The sequence below is a fragment of the Chelativorans xinjiangensis genome (assembly GCF_009812055.1).
Classification (GTDB): Bacteria; Pseudomonadota; Alphaproteobacteria; order Rhizobiales; family Rhizobiaceae; genus Chelativorans; species Chelativorans xinjiangense.
The window spans coordinates 1-19705 of sequence record NZ_WQNH01000007.1 but is presented as its reverse complement, the minus strand read 5'-3'; the positions used below and the strand labels follow the sequence as shown (position 1 = coordinate 19705).

General features: G+C 65.5%; 19 protein-coding genes and 1 tRNA gene. 18 read left to right on the top strand and 2 right to left on the bottom strand.

Going from position 1 to position 19705, the window contains the following annotated elements:
- Positions 1-218: 218 nt before the first annotated feature.
- The 18 genes from GM910_RS06865 (at position 219) to GM910_RS06780 (ending at position 17893) form a co-directional block, all read left to right on the top strand.
- Positions 219-920 carry a response regulator transcription factor gene (locus GM910_RS06865; protein WP_159586779.1) on the top strand — a complete coding sequence of 234 codons (702 nt, stop codon included), beginning with the start codon at positions 219-221 and terminating at the stop codon, positions 918-920.
- A 17-nt stretch (positions 921-937) separates the two neighbouring features.
- Positions 938-2716 carry a stimulus-sensing domain-containing protein gene (locus GM910_RS06860; RefSeq protein ID WP_159586778.1) on the top strand — a complete coding sequence of 593 codons (1779 nt, stop codon included), beginning with the start codon at positions 938-940 and terminating at the stop codon, positions 2714-2716.
- A 3-nt stretch (positions 2717-2719) separates the two neighbouring features.
- Positions 2720-3166 (top strand): HPr kinase/phosphorylase, encoded by a 447-nt coding sequence (locus GM910_RS06855; protein WP_159586777.1) that lies wholly within the window; start codon positions 2720-2722, stop codon positions 3164-3166.
- 269 nt (positions 3167-3435) lie between these two features.
- Positions 3436-3837: a PTS sugar transporter subunit IIA gene (locus GM910_RS06850; protein ID WP_159586776.1), complete on the top strand. Its 402-nt coding sequence runs from the start codon at positions 3436-3438 to the stop codon at positions 3835-3837.
- A complete protein-coding gene (locus GM910_RS06845) occupies positions 3834-4139 on the top strand; it encodes an HPr family phosphocarrier protein (RefSeq protein WP_159586775.1) in 306 nt (101 codons plus the stop codon). Before GM910_RS06850 ends, GM910_RS06845 begins: the two co-directional genes overlap by 4 nt.
- 145 nt (positions 4140-4284) lie before the next feature.
- The gene (gene ahcY / locus GM910_RS06840) at positions 4285-5682 is read left to right on the top strand and encodes an adenosylhomocysteinase (protein WP_159586774.1); all 1398 of its coding nucleotides are present in this window, start codon (positions 4285-4287) and stop codon (positions 5680-5682) included.
- A 193-nt stretch (positions 5683-5875) separates the two neighbouring features.
- Positions 5876-8407 carry a sensor histidine kinase gene (locus GM910_RS06835; RefSeq protein ID WP_159586773.1) on the top strand — a complete coding sequence of 844 codons (2532 nt, stop codon included), beginning with the start codon at positions 5876-5878 and terminating at the stop codon, positions 8405-8407.
- A gap of 9 nt (positions 8408-8416) precedes the next feature.
- The gene (tsaE, locus tag GM910_RS06830) at positions 8417-9925 is read left to right on the top strand and encodes a tRNA (adenosine(37)-N6)-threonylcarbamoyltransferase complex ATPase subunit type 1 TsaE (protein WP_159586772.1); all 1509 of its coding nucleotides are present in this window, start codon (positions 8417-8419) and stop codon (positions 9923-9925) included.
- On the top strand, positions 9922-10821 hold the full coding sequence (locus GM910_RS06825; RefSeq protein ID WP_159586771.1) for an SDR family oxidoreductase: 900 nt from the start codon (positions 9922-9924) through the stop codon (positions 10819-10821). Before tsaE ends, GM910_RS06825 begins: the two co-directional genes overlap by 4 nt.
- A gap of 35 nt (positions 10822-10856) precedes the next feature.
- Positions 10857-11894 (top strand): penicillin-insensitive murein endopeptidase, encoded by a 1038-nt coding sequence (mepA, locus tag GM910_RS06820; protein ID WP_159586770.1) that lies wholly within the window; start codon positions 10857-10859, stop codon positions 11892-11894.
- An 89-nt stretch (positions 11895-11983) separates the two neighbouring features.
- Complete coding sequence (locus GM910_RS06815; RefSeq protein WP_159586769.1) at positions 11984-12382, top strand: methylglyoxal synthase; 399 nt, start codon at positions 11984-11986, stop codon at positions 12380-12382.
- A gap of 12 nt (positions 12383-12394) precedes the next feature.
- Positions 12395-13420, top strand: a complete 1026-nt coding sequence (locus GM910_RS06810; RefSeq protein ID WP_159586768.1) for a glucokinase — start codon at positions 12395-12397, stop codon at positions 13418-13420.
- Positions 13421-13554: 134 nt separating this feature from the next.
- On the top strand, positions 13555-15411 hold the full coding sequence (locus GM910_RS06805) for an ABC transporter ATP-binding protein (protein WP_246225891.1): 1857 nt from the start codon (positions 13555-13557) through the stop codon (positions 15409-15411).
- Positions 15411-16223, top strand: a complete 813-nt coding sequence (dapB, locus tag GM910_RS06800; protein ID WP_159586767.1) for a 4-hydroxy-tetrahydrodipicolinate reductase — start codon at positions 15411-15413, stop codon at positions 16221-16223. Before GM910_RS06805 ends, dapB begins: the two co-directional genes overlap by 1 nt.
- Positions 16224-16265: 42 nt before the next feature.
- Complete coding sequence (locus tag GM910_RS06795; RefSeq protein ID WP_159586766.1) at positions 16266-16886, top strand: 2,3-bisphosphoglycerate-dependent phosphoglycerate mutase; 621 nt, start codon at positions 16266-16268, stop codon at positions 16884-16886.
- A gap of 84 nt (positions 16887-16970) precedes the next feature.
- Positions 16971-17055 (top strand) — tRNA-Leu (locus GM910_RS06790).
- A 111-nt stretch (positions 17056-17166) separates the two neighbouring features.
- Positions 17167-17421, top strand: a complete 255-nt coding sequence (locus tag GM910_RS06785; protein WP_159586765.1) for a GIY-YIG nuclease family protein — start codon at positions 17167-17169, stop codon at positions 17419-17421.
- Between the two features lie 112 nt (positions 17422-17533).
- Positions 17534-17893 (top strand): septal ring lytic transglycosylase RlpA family protein, encoded by a 360-nt coding sequence (locus tag GM910_RS06780; protein WP_159586764.1) that lies wholly within the window; start codon positions 17534-17536, stop codon positions 17891-17893.
- 2 nt (positions 17894-17895) lie between these two features.
- Here the strand turns inward: GM910_RS06780 and GM910_RS06775 are convergent, their stop codons facing one another.
- Together GM910_RS06775 and GM910_RS06770 are read right to left on the bottom strand one after the other, a co-directional pair.
- Positions 17896-18774, bottom strand: coding sequence for an SMP-30/gluconolactonase/LRE family protein (locus GM910_RS06775; protein WP_159586763.1), 879 nt, complete (start codon positions 18772-18774; stop codon positions 17896-17898).
- Complete coding sequence (locus tag GM910_RS06770; protein WP_159586762.1) at positions 18771-19538, bottom strand: SDR family NAD(P)-dependent oxidoreductase; 768 nt, start codon at positions 19536-19538, stop codon at positions 18771-18773. Before GM910_RS06770 ends, GM910_RS06775 begins: the two co-directional genes overlap by 4 nt.
- Positions 19539-19705 lie beyond the last annotated feature (167 nt).

The window sequence follows — 19705 nt, the reverse complement described above, 5'->3', positions numbered from 1 at the left end:
TTTTAGAACGAGTTAAATCGGTTATATGTTCCCTAAACTTCGGGAGAGCGCTCCTGGCTTTTGCCGACGCCATGTGGCGGCGCCGCGTGAAACCGTCGCATGCAGGCGCGTAAAGTGACTCCGCCTGGAGAATGTGCCACATTTTGTACCCAATTTGTCCTGCAACTGCGCGCGGATGCAGCACGAAGGGACATTGCATGATGAGGGAGCCACTGGATATGGCAACGATCGCGCTCGTTGATGACGACCGCAATATTCTCACGTCCGTTTCGATTGCACTGGAATCGGAGGGTTATCGCGTCGAGACCTACACGGACGGTGCCTCGGCACTGGAAGGCCTGAGCGCGCGTCCGCCGTCGCTCGCCATCCTCGACATCAAGATGCCGCGCATGGACGGTATGGAGCTTCTGCGCCGCCTGCGCCAGAAGAGCGATGTGCCGGTAATCTTCCTGACCTCGAAGGACGACGAGATCGACGAGCTGTTCGGCCTCAAGATGGGCGCCGACGATTTCGTGCGCAAACCGTTTTCGCAGCGGCTCCTGGTCGAGCGGGTGCGGGCGGTGCTGCGCCGGGCAAGCGCCCGCGAGGCTGCCGCCAAAATGCCCGACAAGCAGAGCCGCTCGCTGGAGCGCGGCCATCTTGTCATGGACCAGGAGCGCCACACCTGTACCTGGAAGGGCGAGCCGGTGACGCTGACGGTGACCGAGTTCCTCATCCTGCATTCGCTGGCGCAGCGCCCGGGTGTGGTGAAAAGCCGTGACGCGCTGATGGATTCGGCTTATGACGAGCAGGTCTATGTGGACGACCGCACCATCGACAGCCACATCAAGCGGCTGCGCAAGAAGTTCAAGTCGGTCGACGGCGAGTTTGACATGATCGAGACGCTCTACGGCGTCGGCTACCGCTTCCGCGAGGCATGACGGGCGACGATTGCTGAATGGCCATTGAGGTAGGAAACAGGAGAACCAGCGCGACGCAGGGCAGGGTGGAGCGGGCAACGCCCTGGCTATTGGGCCGGCTCGCAGTGCCGGTCCGCCGCATGCTGGGACACTATATGTTCTCCAGCCTCACGCGCCGTATTCTCATCCTCAATTTCGGTGCCATGACGGTGCTCGTCATCGGCATCCTGTACATCAACCAGTTCCGCGACGCCCTCATAGACGCTCAGATCGAGAGCCTCAGGACCCAGGGCGGCATCATCGCCGGCGCCATCGCCGCATCCGCCACGGTGGAAACGGATTCGATCCTGATCGATCCGGAGAAGCTACTGGAACTTCAGGCGGGCGAAAGCATGTCGCCGCGGCCAGACCGGTTCGAGAGCCTGGATTTCCCGATCAACCCGGAACTCGTCGCGCCGCTTCTGCCGCGGCTGATTTCGCCCGAAAAGACCCGCGCCCGCATCTACGACCGCGACGCCAACCTGCTGCTCGATTCGCGCCATCTTTATTCGCGTGGCCAGATCCTGCGCTACGACCTGCCGTCGATGGACGAGGAGGAGGAAAGCTTCTTCGATTGGCTGCAGAAGCGTCTTACGGCGATTTTCCAGGGCGGCGACCTGCCGCTCGACCGGGAGCAGCCGGGCGGCAGCGGCGTCGCCTACGAGGAGGTGATGGCTGCGTTGACGGGCGGAGAGCCGAAAGCGTTCGTGCGCCGTAGCGAGCAGGGCGAGCGCATCATTTCGGTGGCGGTGCCCATTCAGCGCTTCCGCGCCGTCGTCGGCGTCCTCCAGCTTTCGACCCAGGGCGATGTCGATCGCATCATCGCCGAGGAGCGGCTGGCGATCCTGCGGGTCTTCGGCGTCGCCGCTCTCGTGACGGCGGTGCTGTCGTTGCTGTTGGCCTCCACCATCGCCAACCCGCTGCGCCGCCTTTCCGCCGCCGCCATCCGCGTGCGCCGGGGCGTCCGCAACCGCGAGGAGATACCGGATTTCTCGCACCGCCAGGACGAGATCGGCAATCTTTCGGTGGCGCTGCGCGACATGACCAAGGCGCTCTACGCCCGCCTCGACGCCATCGAGAGCTTCGCCGCCGATGTGGCGCACGAACTCAAGAACCCGCTCACCTCGCTCGGCAGCGCCGTCGAGACGCTGCCGCTGGCCAAGGACCAGAACTCGCGCGACCGGCTGATGGAAATCATCCAGCACGACGTGCGCCGGCTCGACCGGCTGATCACCGATATCTCCGACGCCTCGCGGCTGGACGCGGAGATGGTGCGTGAAGACGCCGAGCCCGTCGATCTCGAGCGCTTCGTCGGCGACCTCGTCGCCGGCATCCGCGATGCCGGCAGCCGGCGGAAGCCTGTGGATCTTCAGTTCAAGGTCGAAGGCAAACCGGGGCAGGGCTTCGTTGTGCCGGGCCACGACCTGCGCCTCGGCCAGGTCATCACCAACCTGATCGAGAATGCGCGTTCCTTCGTGCCCGAGGAGGCGGGGCGCATCACGCTTACGCTGTCGCGCAACGCCCGGCGCATCGTGCTGACCGTGGACGACAACGGCCCCGGCATCCGCGCCGACGATATCGAGCGTATCTTCGATCGCTTCTATACGGACCGACCCTCGGGCGAGGCCTTCGGACAGAACTCCGGTCTCGGCCTGTCCATCAGCCGCCAGATCATCGAGGCGCACGGCGGCACCCTGACCGCCGAGAACATCCCCGGCACCAAGCCCGGCGAGATACGCGGCGCGCGCTTCGTCATCACGCTGCCCGCCGAGCGCTGACCGGTGGCCCCGGCGAACCGCCACGGCAGCCTGGTTATCGCCGGCGAAAGCGGCGTCCTCGTCACCGGCCGGTCCGGCTCCGGGAAGACCAGGTTGGCGCTGGCGCTCATGGCCTATTGCGCCGCCCGTGGGCGCTTCTCAGGGCTCGTCGCGGATGACCAGGTGTTTCTCTCCGCCGCGGCCGGGCGTGTGATCGGCCGTGCGCCCGAGACGATCTGCGGCCTGGTGGAGGCGCGCGGCTTCGGTCCCGCCCGCACGCCGCATGAGCCACGTGCGGTGATCGATCTGGTGGTGCGGCTGGTGGCGGCCGAGGCCGCACCGCGCGTTAAGGGGGACGAGCAGATGTCGCTGCAAGGCGTCACGCTGCCATGCCTGGAGCTTGCCGAGCACGATGCCGAAGGCGCGGTTTTCGCCATCGCGGCACGTCTCTCCCTGCCGCCGTTCGGCTGAGAAGGGAGTTTCGACGTCAAAAATCCGTCAAAACGTGGCAGTTTTGGGCTTGTCAACGCTTTGTGCGTTGACAAGATAGCGCTCGTATCGTGAGGCAGTCGGGCAACGGTGAACCCGATCGCTGGATAACCGCTGGATGATAGCGGACATTGCGCATCGGGTAAGCCATTTGGACGGAGTGACAGTGTGACAGCCTCGAAGCGCGCATACAGGGGGCGGACCGCCCGGCGCAATGACGCGGCGCGGTGCCGATGCAAGGCGGGAACCCGATGATCGGCATCGTCCTTGTCACGCACGGCCGGCTGGCGGAAGAGTTCCGCCATGCGGTCGAGCATGTCGTCGGCCCCCAGGAAAACCTCGAAACCGTCTCCATCGGCGCCGAGGACGACATGGAGCAGCGCCGCCGCGATATCGTCGACGCCGTCAGCCGCGCCGACACAGGCGCCGGCGTCATCATCCTCACCGATATGTTTGGCGGCACGCCGTCGAACCTTGCCATATCGGTCATGGATGCCGGCCGTGTCGAGGTCGTCGCCGGCATGAACCTGCCGATGCTCATCAAGCTGTCCAGCGTGCGCGCCGGCAACGACATGGTGCTGGCGCTGGAAGAGGCGCAGACCGCCGGCCGAAAATACATCAACGTGGCGAGCCAGGTGCTCAACGGCAAATGAGCATCACGCCGACCAAACCCCCCAAGGACGATGTCGTCACGCGTGACTTTGCCATCGTCAACCAGCGCGGCCTGCACGCCCGCGCTTCTGCCAAGTTCGTCCAGCTCGTCGGCAGCTATGACGCCGAGGTGACCGTGGAAAAGGACGGCATCGCCATCGGTGGCACCTCGATCATGGGTTTGATGATGCTGGCTGCCACGCCCGGCTGCTACATCAGGATAAGCGCGCGCGGCCCCGAGGCGGCCGCCGTCATGCATGCCCTGGGAGAGCTGATCGCCAGCCGCTTCGGCGAGGAGAGTTAGGGCACCATGCGTCCGCACGACATGCACGCATAAAGATTTCTTTATATTTCATTGTCGCCCGCCGCGCGATCTGCTAGTCAGGCCCGAAACCTGCGCCCGTCGTTTTCCGCGGCGTGAAGATCGTTTCGAGCTGGAGCTGAAGCAGATGGCAGCCACCGATTATATCGTTGCCGATATTTCCCTTGCCCCGTGGGGCCGCAAGGAGATCGAGATCGCCGAGACAGAAATGCCGGGCCTGATGGCCTGTCGCGAGGAATTCGGCGACAAGCAGCCGTTGAAGGGCGCCCGCATCACCGGCTCGCTCCACATGACCATTCAGACAGCGGTCCTCATCGAGACGCTGAAGGCGCTGGGGGCCGAGGTGCGCTGGGCCTCCTGCAACATCTTCTCCACCCAGGATCATGCGGCTGCCGCCATCGCCGAGACCGGCACGCCGGTCTTTGCCGTCAAGGGCGAGACGCTGGAAGACTACTGGGCCTACACGGACCGGATCTTCCAGTGGCCGGACGGCGAGCCCTCCAACATGATCCTCGACGATGGCGGCGACGCCACGATGTACATCCTTCTCGGCGCCCGCGCCGAGGCCGGAGAGGACGTCCTGTCCAATCCCGGCAACGAGGAAGAGGAGATCCTCTTCGCGCAGATCAAGAAGCGCCTGGCCGAGACGCCCGGCTTCTTCACCCGCCAGCGGGACGCCATCCGCGGCGTGACGGAGGAGACGACCACCGGCGTCAACCGGCTCTACCAGCTCCAGAAGAAGGGCCTTCTGCCCTTCCCCGCGATCAACGTGAACGATTCCGTCACCAAGTCGAAATTCGACAACAAGTACGGCTGCAAGGAGTCGCTGGTCGACGGCATCCGCCGCGCCACCGACGTGATGATGGCCGGCAAGGTGGCCGTCGTCTGCGGCTATGGCGACGTCGGCAAGGGGTGCGCCCAGTCGCTGATTGGCGCCGGCGCCCGCGTCAAGGTCACCGAGGCCGACCCCATCTGCGCCCTGCAGGCGGCGATGGACGGCTTCGAGGTGGTGACGCTGGAGGAAGCCATCCCCACCGCCGACATCATCATCACCGCCACCGGCAACAAGGATGTCATCTCGCTCGACCAGATGCGCCAGATGAAGGACATGACCATCCTCGGCAACATCGGCCATTTCGACAACGAGATTCAGGTCTCCGCCCTGCGCAACTTCAAATGGAACAACATCAAGCCGCAGGTCGACATGATCGAATTTCCCGACGGCAAGAGGATCATCCTCCTGTCGGAAGGCCGCCTGCTCAACCTCGGCAACGCCACCGGCCATCCCAGCTTCGTCATGTCCGCCTCCTTCACCAACCAGGTGCTGGCGCAGATCGAGCTGTGGGCGCGTCCTGGCCAGTACGAGAACCAGGTTTATGTGCTGCCCAAGCATCTGGATGAGAAGGTGGCGCGCCTGCATCTCGGCAAGCTGGGCGCCAAGCTGACCGAGCTTTCGCCCGAGCAAGCCGCCTATATCGGCGTCAGCCCGCAAGGTCCTTTCAAGCCGGACCACTACAGATACTGATCTATTAAAAGAACAACACAATATATTGGGTGCCGGGCTCTGGTCTCAGAGCCCGGCATTATTTTTGTCGCGCTTGCTTCTTCACCCGGATTCGCTCACCGGGTACAGTGCACTGATTCGAGGGGCGCCGATGTGCCTGCGTTCGGCGCGGATCGGGCGGTCTTGGAGATCATGCGGCGGAGAGGAACAAGGCATGCCGGGGCTGGACCCGCTTTGCGGCGGGGCTTCTGGGCATCTGGCCCGTAGGAAAGGATGTGGCTGCGGGATGGGGCGGTTTGCACGCGTGTCGCTGCCAATTCTTGCCTATACGGCGATGACGGGGAGTGGCGCGGCAGCGCAGCAGACGATCAATCTGCCGTTGGGCAGCATTTCGGTCGATACGCTCCAGGTCATCCAGCTTTCCATCTTTGCCGGCGTTATGGGGGCGGCGCTTCTGTCGGCCATCTGGCTCATTCGCCAGCGCGCCCGCATCTCCGCCGAAAATGCCGAGCTCAGGACGCGGGTCGGTGAGCTTTCCGGCGCCCTGTCGCGCTCCGAAGCCCTTCTCAATCTGAAGGATCAGAGGGTCGTCGTCTGGCCAGGTGACGGCGGTCGCCCTTCCGTCGCCGGGGAGCTGCCGGCCGAAACCGGCGCCCCGCGCGAGCGCAGCACATTCCTTGCCTTCGGCCGCTGGCTGATGCCGAAATCCGCCTCCGCGCTCGACCGCGCCGTGGAGGCCTTGCGCGACAAGGGGACCGGCTTCGACCTCGTGGCCGAGACGAGCGCCGGCGTCCTCATCGAGGTGCAGGGGCGCAAGTCCGCCCTTCATGCGGTCATCCGCTTTTCCTCGCTCTCCGCGGCCCAGGCCGAGCACGCCAGGCTGAAGCTCGCGCACGAGCGCTTGCATGCCGACCACGAAAACATTCTCGGTCTCGTCAACGCACTAGACATGCCTTTCTGGCTGCGCGACGAGGCGGGAAAGTTGAAGTGGGTCAACGCCGCCTACGCGCGTTCGGTCGAGGCCGAGGGCGTGGACGCGGCGGTGCGCGACGGACACGAATTCCTGCCGACACCCGCCCGCGCGGCGCTCAATCAGCACCACCTGCAGGAGGCGGTGTTCAGCGAGGAGCTCTCCACCGTGGTCGGTGGCGACCGGCGCCTGTTCATGGTCACGGATTTCGCCGGCCGCAACGGCAGCGCCGGCCTTGCCCTGGACACCAGCGAGCTCGACGCGCTGCGGCGCGAATACGAGAGCACCGTGCAGAGCCACGCCGACACGCTGGACCAGCTCAACACGGCGGTCGCCATCTTCGATGCCGAGCAGAAGCTGAAGTTCCACAACCAGGCCTTCCAGAAATTGTGGGGCCTCGATGCCGCCTTCCTCGCCGGCGGGCCGGAGAATGCGCTGCTGCTCGACCGCCTGCGCAGTGAGGGCAAGCTGGCAGAGCAGCCCGAATGGCGGCGCTGGAAGGAGCAGCTTCTTTCCGCCTATCGGGCAGTGGAACCGCAGGAGTACTGGTGGCACCTGCCCGACGGCCGCACAATCCGCGTCATCGCCAATCCGCAGCCCAAGGGCGGCGTCACCTGGGTGTTCGAGAACCTGACGGAGAAGATCGACCTGGAAAGCCGCTACAACGCTGCCGTCCAGGTGCAGAGCGAGACGCTGGACAATCTGGCCGAAGGGGTCGCGGTCTTCGGGTCGGACGGCCGTCTGCGCCTGTCGAACCCCGCCTTCCGCACCCTTTGGGGCATCCCCGGCGAGCTGGTGGAAGGCGACACCCATATCTCGGCTCTCAAGGCGGTCTGCGATGCAGTGGCCAAGCCCAGCCCGTGGGATGCTTTCGTCGCCGCGGTGACCGGCTTCGACGACGAGCGGCGCGACAGCAACGGTCGTATCGAGCTGACCACCGGCACCATCCTCCACTACGCCATCGTCCACCTGCCCAACGGTCAGGTGATGATGACCTTCGTCGACGTGACCGACAGCGTGAACGTCGAGCGCGCGCTGAAGGAGAAGAACGAGGCGCTGGAGAAAGCGGACAAGCTGAAGAACGACTTCGTACAGCACGTTTCCTATGAGTTGCGTTCGCCGCTCACCAACATCATCGGCTTCACCGAGCTCCTGGCGCTGGAGACGACGGGGCCCCTCAGCCAACGCCAGCGCGAATATGTCGACCATATCGGATCGTCGTCCTCGCTGCTTCTCACCGTCGTCAACGACATCCTCGATCTGGCCACGGTCGACGCCGGCATCATGGAGCTGGAGATCGGCGAGGTGGAGATCCGCCCGACAGTGAAGGCGGCGGCGGACCTCGTGAGCGAGCGCTTGCGCGAGCATGACATCACTCTGGATATCGAGCTGGACGAAGCGCCCGTCGCCTTCCACGCCGACGAGAACCGCATCCGCCAGATTCTCTACAACCTGTTGAGCAACGCCGCGAACTACGCACCCGAGAAAGGCAACATCACGCTGACCGCCCGCCAGAACGGCAAGGGCGTGGAATTCCGCGTCCACGACGACGGCCCGGGCATGTCGCCGGAGGTGTTCGCAGCCATCTTCAGGCGCTTCGAGCCGAGCGGCAAGGGCGGGCGCCGCCGCGGCGCCGGCCTGGGGCTCTCTATCGTCAAGAGCTTCGTCGAGCTGCACGGCGGCGAGGTGGAGATCGATACCGGCAAGGGCCACGGCACGGCTGTCACCTGCCGGTTCCCCTTGGCGCCTACGGGCGTGCGCGCCGCGGCGGAATAAACGGCCTTTATGACGGCGCCCAAACCCCTCGCGCGTATTCTGCCGGACGAGCAGGCGACCAATCGGCTGGGCGAGGATCTGGCGATCGCTCTCAGGCCGGGTGATGTGGCGGCCCTTCACGGCGACCTCGGCATGGGCAAGACAACGCTCGCCCGCGCTATCATCCGCGCGCTTGCCGACGATCTCGCTCTCGACGTGCCGAGCCCCACCTTCACCCTGGCGCAAAGCTACGCCCTGCGCATCCCCGCCCATCATTTCGACCTCTACCGCCTCTCCGCGCCGGAGGAGCTGGAAGAGCTGGGGCTGGCCGAAGCGGTTGCCGAAGGCATAGCGCTGGTGGAATGGCCCGAGCGCGCGCCCGGCGCCTTCCAAACTGCGATCCGCATCACGTTGCACGAGCGCGGCGACGGGCGCGAGGTCGAGATCGCCGCACCGGACGAAGCCCGCGCGCGCATCGCCCGCTCCTTCGCCATCAGGGAGTTCCTCGACGCTTCCGGCCACGCCGGCGCCCGGCGGACCTTCCTTCTGGGCGATGCCTCCGTTCGCGCCTACGAGACGATCACCACCGCGCGCGGAGAGAGGCTCATCCTCATGGACGCGCCCGAACGGCACGACGAGCCGGTCGTCCGCGACGGCCTGCCCTATAGCCGCATCGCCCACCTCGCCCAGTCGGTAACGGCCTTCGTCGGCGTGGCGAGGGGCTTACGCGCGGCCGGCTTCTTCACACCGCGCATCCACACGCAAGACCTCGACCAGGGCCTCCTCCTGATCGAGCATCTGGGCGATGAGCATTTCGTCGCCACCGGCGGCGCCCCCATCCCCGAGCGATATCTGGGCGCCGCCCGCCTGCTCGCAGCGCTGCACGAGCGCTCGTGGCCCGAGCGGTTCCCCGTCGCCGAGGGCGTCGACTACGCCCCGCCGCCCTACGACCCCGCGGCACTCGGCATCGAGACGGAACTCCTGCTCGACTGGTATCTGCCCCATGTGAAGGGCCGCGCGGCGAACCAGGCCGAGCGGCAGGCGTTCGGGCGTCTCTGGTCGTCGCTGTTCGCCCGTCTCGAGGCCAGCGAGCAAAGCCTGGTGCTGCGCGATTTCCACTCGCCCAACATTATCTGGCGCGAGGAGGAGAAGGGCCTGGCGCGTCTCGGCCTCGTCGACGTTCAGGATGCCGTCTTCGGCCCCGGCGCCTACGACGTCGCCTCGCTCGCCCTCGACGCGCGGGCGGACATTCCCGAGGCGCTGGAGCGCGCGGTGGTGGACGCCTATTGCGATGCCCGCCGTGCCCCAAGCTTCGACCGCGCCGCCTTCGAAGAGGCCTATGCCATCACCGCCGCCCAGCGCAACACCAAGCTGCTCGGCATCTTCGTGCGGCTTGCCCAGCGCGACGGCAAGCCCGGCTATCTGCACCACCTGCCGCGCATTCGCGCCTATCTAAGAAGGGTGTTTGCCCATCCCGCGCTGGAAGAGCTGCGGGCCTTCTACGGCGAGCACGGTTTTCTGGAGGACGAGGCGGAATGAGCGCGCGAGTCTTCATCTTCGGCGCCGGCTACTCGGCACAAGCCTTCGCACGGGAGATCGCCGGCGAGGCACCCTTCATCGGCGGGACCACGCGCAGCGCGGAGAAAGCCGCCATCCTCGCCGGAAAGGGCATCGGTCCCTTTGTCTATACCGGCAAAGGTCTCGGCGCCGGCATCCTCGAAGCCCTGCGCACGACGACCCACCTCCTCGTCTCGATCGCACCGGACGAAAACGGCGACCCGGTTCTCACCGATCTGCGGGCGGCCGCTGCCGGCACGATGCCGGCGCTCGAGTGGGTGGGCTATCTCTCCACCGTTGGCGTCTACGGCGACCATGGCGGGGCCTGGGTGGATGAGGAAAGCGAATGCCGGCCAACCTCGCGGCGCTCCAGGTGGCGTCTCGATGCGGAAAAGGCGTGGATGGCGTTTTCCCGGGAGGCGGGGATACCGGTCGCCATTCTGCGGCTTTCGGGCATCTACGGTCCCGGCCGCAACGCCTTCGTCAACCTCGCCGCCGGCACCGCCAGGCGCATCGTCAAGCCCGGTCAGGTCTTCAACCGCATCCACGTGGCCGACATCGCCGGCGCCCTGCGCCACCTGATGCAGGCGCCCGCCGGCGGCATCTACAACGTCACCGACGATGAGCCGGCGCCACCACAAGACGTCGTCGCCTATGCAGCGCGACTGATGGGCGTCGAGCCGCCGCCGGAAATCGCCTTCGAGGATGCGGATATGAGCCCCATGGCCCGCTCCTTCTATGCCGAGTGCAAGCGCGCTTCGAACCGGAAACTGAAGGAATCCGGCTACCGTCTGCACTACCCGGATTTCCGCAAGGCGCTGGAGGCGATGTGGGAGGCGGGCGCCTGGAAGGGCAAATCTGCCGCAAATATGTTATGATTCGGGGCAAACCTGATTTTATCAGGAGGGGATTGATGCGGCGATCTCGTCTTATCCGGCTCGCCGGCGCTTGTCTGGCGCTGGCAATGACAGCGGCGGTTCCGGCCAAGGCCGAACCGCTGGCAAAGGAGCTTTTCGGCGCCAAGACGTTGCCGGCGGTCACCGCACCGGCCGCTTACGGCTTCTACTCCAAGGGCTGCTTTGCCGGTGGCATTGCGATTGCCCCCGACGGCCCGCACTGGCAGGCCATGCGCCTGTCCCGCAACCGGCGCTGGGGCCATCCCGACCTCATCCGCCTGATCGAGCGCCTGTCGCGCGAGGCGGCGCAGGATGGCTGGCCGGGGCTCCTGGTGGGCGACATATCGCAGCCGCGCGGCGGGCCGATGCTTTCCGGCCACGCCTCGCACCAGATCGGCCTCGACGCCGATATCTGGTTCACGCCCATGCCCAACAAGCGCATGAGCGTTGCCGAGCGCGAGCGCGTGAGCGCAGTTTCCATGCTCAAGGGCGATACGCTCTATGTCGACGACCGCAAATGGACGCGGGCGCACGAGGCGGTGCTGAGGAGGGCGGCGAGCTATCCGGAGGTCGAGCGCATCCTCGTGCATCCGGGCATCAAGAAGAAGCTGTGCGACACGGTCCAAGGCGACCGTTCGTGGCTACATAAGATCCGCCCCTTCTGGGGCCATCACTATCATTTCCACGTGCGCATCGGTTGCCCCAAAGGTTCGACGGGCTGCAAGCCTCAAGACGCCACACCCAGGAGCGAGGGCTGCGACGACAGCCTCGCATGGTGGTTCACCGAGGAGCCGTGGCGGCCCGCCGAAGGACCGCAGAAGCCGAAAGCCCGCGACGTCATGACCATGGCCGCCCTGCCCAACGCCTGCCGTGCGGTGCTCGAAGCGCCGGCGCCGCCGTCCGAGGCGGCGGTGACGCTGGCCGGACCGGAGGGACTGCCGGCGCAAGCCACGCAGAGTGCTCCGGCCCTTGCCGGTGCCGCCAACCCGGCCTCGCTGCTCCTGTCGCTGCAGCCGGCCGACATCCCCCTGCCTTCGCCGCGGCCTTATCGCTAATCTCCCTAAATACAAGCGGGCGGCTTTTCATGGCCGCTTCGCTCGCTTATAGAGCTTCAACCGATTAGATTCCCGGCTTGGTGAGAGACTTGAACCGGCGACGCGTCGCGCTCATCGCGCACGACCAGAAGAAGGACGACATGGTGGCCTTCGCCCGCGATCACCGGGCGTATCTGGCCGCTTGCGAGTTGGTCGCCACGGGCACCACCGGCGGGCGCGTCTCCAAGGCGTGCCCCGATCTGAAGATCAGGTGTCTGAAGAGCGGGCCGCTGGGCGGCGATCAGCAGATCGGTGCAATGATCGCCGAGCGCGGCGTCGACCTGGTGATTTTCTTCGTCGACCCGCTGACGCCGATGCCGCACGATGTCGATGTCAAGGCGCTCATGCGGCTGGCGATCGTGTATGATATTCCCATGGCGCTCAATCGCGCCACGGCGGAAGCCATTTTGGAAAAGGAAGGCGCGAGCATACCCGCGCCAGGAAGATAGTCGGTAGGAACGATGCCTTATTCAAGCGATTCCGACAGGGTGCTCGACTTCCCAATCCTCATCGGCGATATCGGCGGAACCAACGCCCGCTTCGCCATCGTCGTCGACTCCTATGCCGAGCCGAAGGAATTCCCGGTCGTGCAGACGGCCGACTATGCGACATTGGACGAGGCGATCCAGAGTGCCATTCTCGACCAGACCCACCTCCTGCCGCGCTCCGCCGTTCTGGCCGTGGCCGGTCCGGTGGACGGCGACGAGATCGACCTCACCAACTGCGATTGGGTGGTGCGGCCGCGCCAGATGATGGAGACCATGGGCTTCGGCGATGTCGTCGTGCTCAACGATTTCGAGGCGCAGGCGCTGGCCGTCGTGGCGCTCGGCGAGGAACATCTGGAAAAGATCGGCGGCGGCGAGGCCGAGACTGTCGGCAGCCGTGTCGTTCTGGGGCCGGGCACAGGCCTCGGTGTGGCGGGGCTCGTGCACGGGCATCGCACCTGGATACCCGTGCCCGGCGAGGGCGGGCATGTCGATCTCGGCCCGCGCACGGCCCGCGATAACGAAATTTTCCCGCATCTGGAGGCCATCGAGGGGCGCATTTCGGCGGAGCAGATCCTGTGCGGGCGCGGGTTGGTCAATCTCTACCGCGCGATCGCCGGCGCCGACAGCAAGGAGGCTCGGTTTTCAACGCCGGCCGAGATCACTAGCGCCGCGCTCGACCATAGCGACACCATGGCGGTCGAGGCGCTCGATCTCTTCGTCACCTATCTGGGTCGGCTCGCCGGCGACCTCGGGCTCATCTTCATGAGCCGCGGCGGCGTTTTCCTGACCGGCGGCATCGCCCAGAAGATCGTGCCGGCGTTGAAGAACGGCAGGTTCCGCGCTGCCTTCGAGGACAAGGCGCCGCACAGCCAGCTCCTGGCCTCCATGCCAGTCTATGTCATCACGCATCCCATGGCCGCGCTTACCGGCCTTGCGGCCTACGCGCGTACACCGGCACGCTTCGGCGTTGAGACGGCGGGCCGTCGCTGGAAGGCGTGACGGCCTGTTGTCCATCGCTTCCAGCCGGTATTGACGCCCGTATTGATGATTGCATGCGCGCGGTCGATGGGGCATAGGCTGCCAGAACCCGAGTGAACCCGGCCCATGGCCGCCGCAGCGACAACGGATGCTCATTGTCCGGCAAGAAAAGCAAGACCGCGCCCGAACCCGGTGAAGTGATCGCCGTCATCCGCCGTGTGCTGGCGGAAAACGGCCGCGACTTCATCCCCCAATACAGCATCGCCGCGCTATGCATGCTGGCGATCGCCGCCACCACCGCCTTCAGCGCCTGGATCATGCGCGACATCATCGATGAAGTCTTCTACGAGCAGCGCTGGGGGCTCGTTTACTGGATTGCGCTGGCGATCATCGCCGCCTTCACGATCCGCGGCTTCGCCACCTATGGGCAGTCGGTGCTCCTGGCACAAGTGGGCAACAACATCGTCGCCCGCTATCAGCGCCGTATGTTCGAACACCTGATGCGTCTCGACATCGGCTTCTTCACCGCCACGCGCTCCGGTCAGCTTGCCGCACAGATCAGCCAGAACATCACCGGCATCCGCGATCTCCTCAACCTCACCCTTGCGGCGTTCGCGCGCGATCTGGTCTCCCTCGCCGGCCTGGTGACCGTGATGGTGGTCATGGACCCGCTCTTGTCTCTCGTCGCCTTTGTCGTCGGGCCGCCGCTGGTCTACGCGGTCAACTACCTGATGCGGCGGCTGAGGCGTATTACGCGAGAGGCTGTGGTGATCAACTCTCGGCTCCTGGGCGCCATGCAGGAATCGATCCAGGGCATTGCCATCATCAAGGCCTTCACCATGGAGGATGTGCTGGCCGGCAAGCTGGCCGGGTTGATTCGGAATGCGGAAGCGCGCTCCAACAAGATCGCCCGCGTTTCCGAGCGATTGGCACCCATCACTGAAATTCTGGCAGGCTTCGCCATTGCCGCCGTCCTCGCCTATGCAGGCTGGCGCGCGGCTGCGCATGCGGAGCCGCCCGGCTCCGTCTTCGCCTTCATCACCGCGTTGCTTCTGGCCTATGACCCGGCGCGCAAGCTGGCGCGCGTGCAGGTGAACATCGAGCGGGCGCTGGTCAACGCGCGCATGATCTACGAGATTCTCGATCTCGAACCGCAGCAGGGCGACGTGCCCGGCGCCAAGCCGCTCGAGGTCGCGGAAGGCAACGTCTCCTTCGCCGGTGTGCGGTTTTCCTACGCCGAGCACATGCCGGTGCTCCACGGCGTGACCTTCGAAGCGAAGGCCGGCAAGACGACCGCCATCGTCGGCCCTTCCGGTGCAGGCAAGTCGACGCTCTTCGCCCTCCTGCAGCGTTTCCACGACCTCGAAGGCGGAAAGATCGCCATCGACGGGCAGGACATTTCGCAGGTCACGAAGCACTCGCTGCGCTCCGCCATCGCCTACGTCTCGCAGCATCCCTATCTCTTCGAGGGGACGATCCGCGACAACATCCGCTACGGCCGGCCCGACGCCACTGACGCCGAGATCGACGAAGCGGCAAAGCTCGCCAACGCAGAGGAATTCATCCTGCGGCAGCCCCAGGGTTACGACACGCTGGTGGGGGAGAGCGGCGCCACCCTTTCGGGCGGCCAGCGGCAGCGCCTGTCGATCGCCCGCGCCATCGTGCGAAACGCGCCTATCCTGCTCCTCGACGAGGCCACCTCGGCGCTCGACAATGAATCGGAGGCCAAGGTGCAGCAGGCGCTCGACCGGGTGATGAAGACGCGCACCACGCTGGTGATCGCACACCGGCTCTCCACGGTCATCAACGCCGACCAGATCATTGTTTTGGAAGAGGGGCGGCTGGTGGAGCAGGGCACGCACCGCACCCTGGTCCGAAAGCCGCACGGCATCTATGCCCGCTTCTACCGCATGCAGACGGACAAGGCCGATGACCTTCTGGAAGCGGTGCCGGTTGACAGCGGCGGCACGAAAAGGGCACCTCGAACGAAGGAGACGGAGGAGCGACGCTGATGGGTGACATGGGTCTGGTGGTGGTGGGCGCCGGCGGCCGCATGGGTCAGACGCTGATCCGCGCCGTGCACACGATGGAGGGCGCCCGTCTCGCGGGCGCAATCGAACGCCCCGGATCGCCGCATCTCGGCAAGGACGCCGGCGAGCTGGCCGGCATCGGCATCGTCAATGTCGAGATCAGCGACGATCCGCTGGCCGCCTTCGCCAAGGCCGACGGCGTGCTCGACTTCACGACGCCGCGGGCGACGGTGGAGTTTGCCGGCTATGCGGCGCAAGCGCGCATCACTCACGTCATCGGCACCACCGGGCTTTCGGACGAGGACGAAGCGGCGGTCGCAGCGGCAGCCCGCCATGCCACCATCGTCAAGTCGGGCAATATGAGCCTTGGCGTCAACCTGCTCTCGGTACTGGTGCGCCAGGCGGCAAAGGCCTTGGACGCCGCCGATTTCGACATCGAGATCCTGGAGATGCACCACCGCCACAAGGTGGACGCGCCATCGGGCACGGCGCTGCTTTTGGGAGCGGCGGCGGCCGAAGGCCGCGGCGTTGACCTCACCGGCAAAAGCGTGCGCGTGCGCGATGGCCACACGGGCGTGCGCGAGGCCGGCACGATCGGCTTCGCCACACTGCGCGGCGGCTCGGTGGTGGGAGAGCATTCCGTCATCCTCGCCGGCACGGGCGAGCGCATCGTCCTCTCCCATAACGCCGAGGACCGCACTATCTTCGCACGTGGCGCCGTGAAGGCGGCGCTGTGGGCGCGCGAGAAGAAGCCGGGGCTATACTCCATGCTCGACGTCCTGGGCCTCGCCTGATCCTTCACGCCTCGATCTTCCATATATTGCAAGGGAGCTACCATGTCCGGAACCCTCGTCCTCGTCCGCCACGGCCAGAGCGAATGGAACCTGAAGAACCTGTTCACCGGCTGGCGCGATCCGGGCCTTTCGGAGAAAGGCCATGAGGAAGCGAAAGATGCCGGCCGCAGGATCAAGGCGCACGGGCTCAAGCCCGACATCGCCTTCACCTCGGTGCTGTCGCGCGCGCAGGTGACGAACGACCATATCCTCGCCGAGCTCGGCCAGGAGGGCCTTGAGACCATCTGCGATCAGGCGCTGAACGAGCGCGACTACGGCGACCTCTCCGGCCTCAACAAGGACGACGCGCGCAAGAAATGGGGCGAGGAGCAGGTGCATATCTGGCGCCGCTCCTACGACGTGCAGCCACCCGGCGGCGAAAGCCTGCGGGACACCGGTGCCCGCGTGTGGCCCTATTACCTGCACGACATCCAGCCCCATGTGCTGCGCGGCGAGACGGTGCTGGTGAGTGCCCACGGAAACTCGCTGCGCGCGCTCGTCATGGCGCTGGACGGGCTGAGCGGCGAGGAGATCGTCAGAACCGAGATCGCCACCGGCGTGCCCATCGTCTACCGCCTCAACGCCGATTCCACCGTCGCCTCCAAGGAGATCCTGGAAGATTGAGCACGGGCGGCGGAGCCGCCGGAGAAAATCGCAGAATCCGCGTTGACACACAAAGCGCCGCCGCTTACATCGGCAGCGCACCTAGCCCAGGTGGCGGAATTGGTAGACGCGCACGGTTCAGGTCCGTGTGCCGCGAGGCGTGGAGGTTCGAGTCCTCTCCTGGGCACCACGCTTCGCCCTTGCGGGCTACGCATGGCGCAGCCGCGCGTTGGCCGTTAGAGCGAAGCAGTGTCCGGCGTAGCTGGAGCGAAGCGGAGGCGAAGACGGGCCGGACACGCACATGTGGTACGTCTACATCCTCCGCAGCCTACCTTTCCCAGAACAAGAATACACCGGCGCAACTGCAAATCTGAAGCAGCGCATTGCCGATCACAACGCAGGCAGGTCGCAGCACATCGCCAAATATGCTCCTTGGCAGCTCATATGGTATTGTGCCTTCTCCAACAAAATCACTGCGCTCGAATTTGAAAAATATCTCAAGTCGCATTCAGGCCGCGCATTCGCCAAAAAGAGACTGATAAAAGACAATATCTGACGGGTATTTGTAGTACTCCGCTCCGACCAAATTCCTCCTTTCCCGTCCTCCCCCTGCCTCATTTGGCCCCTAAGCGCGGTTGAAGATTTAAAGGATTTGGGGAACCCGAAGCATGAGAGCATTTCTGGCCCGGCGCGGCGTGCCGGCCCTTGCGGCCACTGTCTTCATCGCGGCCGTCCCGGCCGCGGCCCATGCCCAGTGCGGCAGCGCGTCTTGGTATGCGCTGACATCGAAGACCGCCTCCGGCGAGCGCATGAACCCGGCCGCCATGACGGCCGCCCATCGCAACCTGCCTTTCGGTACGAAGGTCAAGGTGGTGAATCGAAAGAACGGCCGGGCCGTCACCGTACGCATCAACGACCGGGGCCCGTTCGTGCGCGGGCGTATTCTCGACCTGTCGAAGGCCGCTGCCTCCAAGCTCGGCTTCCTCGGCGCCGGGCACACGCAGGTCTGCCTGGAGGCGGCGAAGTAGGCTTACAAAAGCACCGGCGGGTCGAACCGACCTTTGACGGGAAGGTCGAGCACGAAGGTCTTGCCGGCGTCCGGATCGGCCTCGCGCGCCGCCTCATCCATTCCCTGGAAGGCCGAGGTGACCGCGAGGCGGTCGGCATTGAGGCCGATGAAGACCGGGCAGGTGGCCTGCCGCGCGGGCAGCGGGATAGAGCGGATAAGCTCGCCGCGCGCCGTCCAGGCGTCGAGCCGCCCACCGCCCCAGCGCGCGTTCCACAACGTGCCTTCGGCGTCTATCACCGAGCCGTCGATGCCTCCCGGCATCTCGTTGCCTTCCACGGTCAGCACCGGGTCGTCCACGGGTAGGCCGGTCTCCGGATCGCAGGCAACGCGGTAGAGTCGGTTCTCACGGGTATCGGCGAAATAGCCGATGGCGCCGTCGGGGGAGAAGCAGATCGAGTTGGGGATGGTGATGTGCGAGAAAAGCCGCCGCACCTCACCCTTGAAAAACCAGTAGATGGCGCCGGCCTGCTCCTGCGAGGTTTTGCCCATGGTGCCGAACCAGAGCGCGCCGGCGGGGTGCGGGCGGGCGTCGTTGGAGCGCATGTCCGGGCGGTCCGCCTCCACCTCGGCCAGCATTTCCAGCGCGCCGGACGCCCTGTCGCGAAGCTGCAGGCCCGTCTCCGTCACAAGGAGCTGGCGTGTCTCGTCCACGCGTGCCAGCGCGCTCGCCATCACCGGCAAGTCGTGCACCTGCGCTTTCCCGCCCGACAGCGGCAGTTCGAGAAGCTTGCGTTCGAGGATATCGAACCAGAAGAGCGTGTCGGTATGGGCGTCATAGGCCGGCCCCTCTCCCAGACGGCAGGCAGTATCTGAAAGAACCGAAACCGCGACATCGCTCATAGCACTCCTCCATCGACGATAAGTGTTTGCGCGGTGACGGTGCGCGAAAGTCCGGAGGAGAGGAAGAGGCATGGCCCCACCATGTCCTCCGGCTGCAGTGTATCCTTGAGGCATTGCCGCGCGATGTGGTGCTGAAGCCCTTCCTCCGTCACCCACAGCCTCTTCTGCCGTTCCGTGATCACCCAGCCGGGCGCGATCGCGTTGACGCGGATGCCGTGGGGACCAAGCGCGCCGGCAAGCCCCTTGGTCAGGCCCACAATGCCGCCCTTGGCGGCCGAGTAGGCCGGCATCTCACCCTGGTTGATCATATAGGAGATGGAGGTGAAGTTGACGATGGCGCCGCCGCCGGCCGCCTTCATGCCCGGCACCACCGCCTGCACGGCGAAGAACTGCGGGCGCAGGTTGATCGCCTGGTTGTTGTCCCAGTAGTCGGGCGTGACGTCCTCAACGCTGTGGCGGTCGTCCCACGCGGCATTGTTGACGAGAACCGAGACCGGCCCATGCGCCTCGGCCGCCTCGGAAACCGCCTTGCGCAGCGCCTCGATGTCGCGCAGGTCGGCATGGAGGAAAAGCGGTCTGCGACCGAGGTCCCCCTCCAGCCGGTCGCAAAGCGCGCGGCTTTCCTCATCGGCGATGTCGATGAAGGCCACCCGCGCACCCTGGCGCAGGAAACCTTCCGTGAGCGCGGCACCGATGCCCGAACCGCCGCCGGTGATCAGCACCGAGGCCTCTTCGAGATCGGGAAATCGTTCTGTCGGCATCATGGATGAAGCGGCCCCTTCCGTTGGCGCAAACTTAAACCCGTTCATCGTTTTACGGAATCGATGAACTAGTCTAATTCTTTCGCAATTCCGGACGGAACCGGTTTCCACTTTTCCTGGAATTGCTTGTCTTATGACTTTTTCCGCCGAACGGGCGAATAAGGGACCGC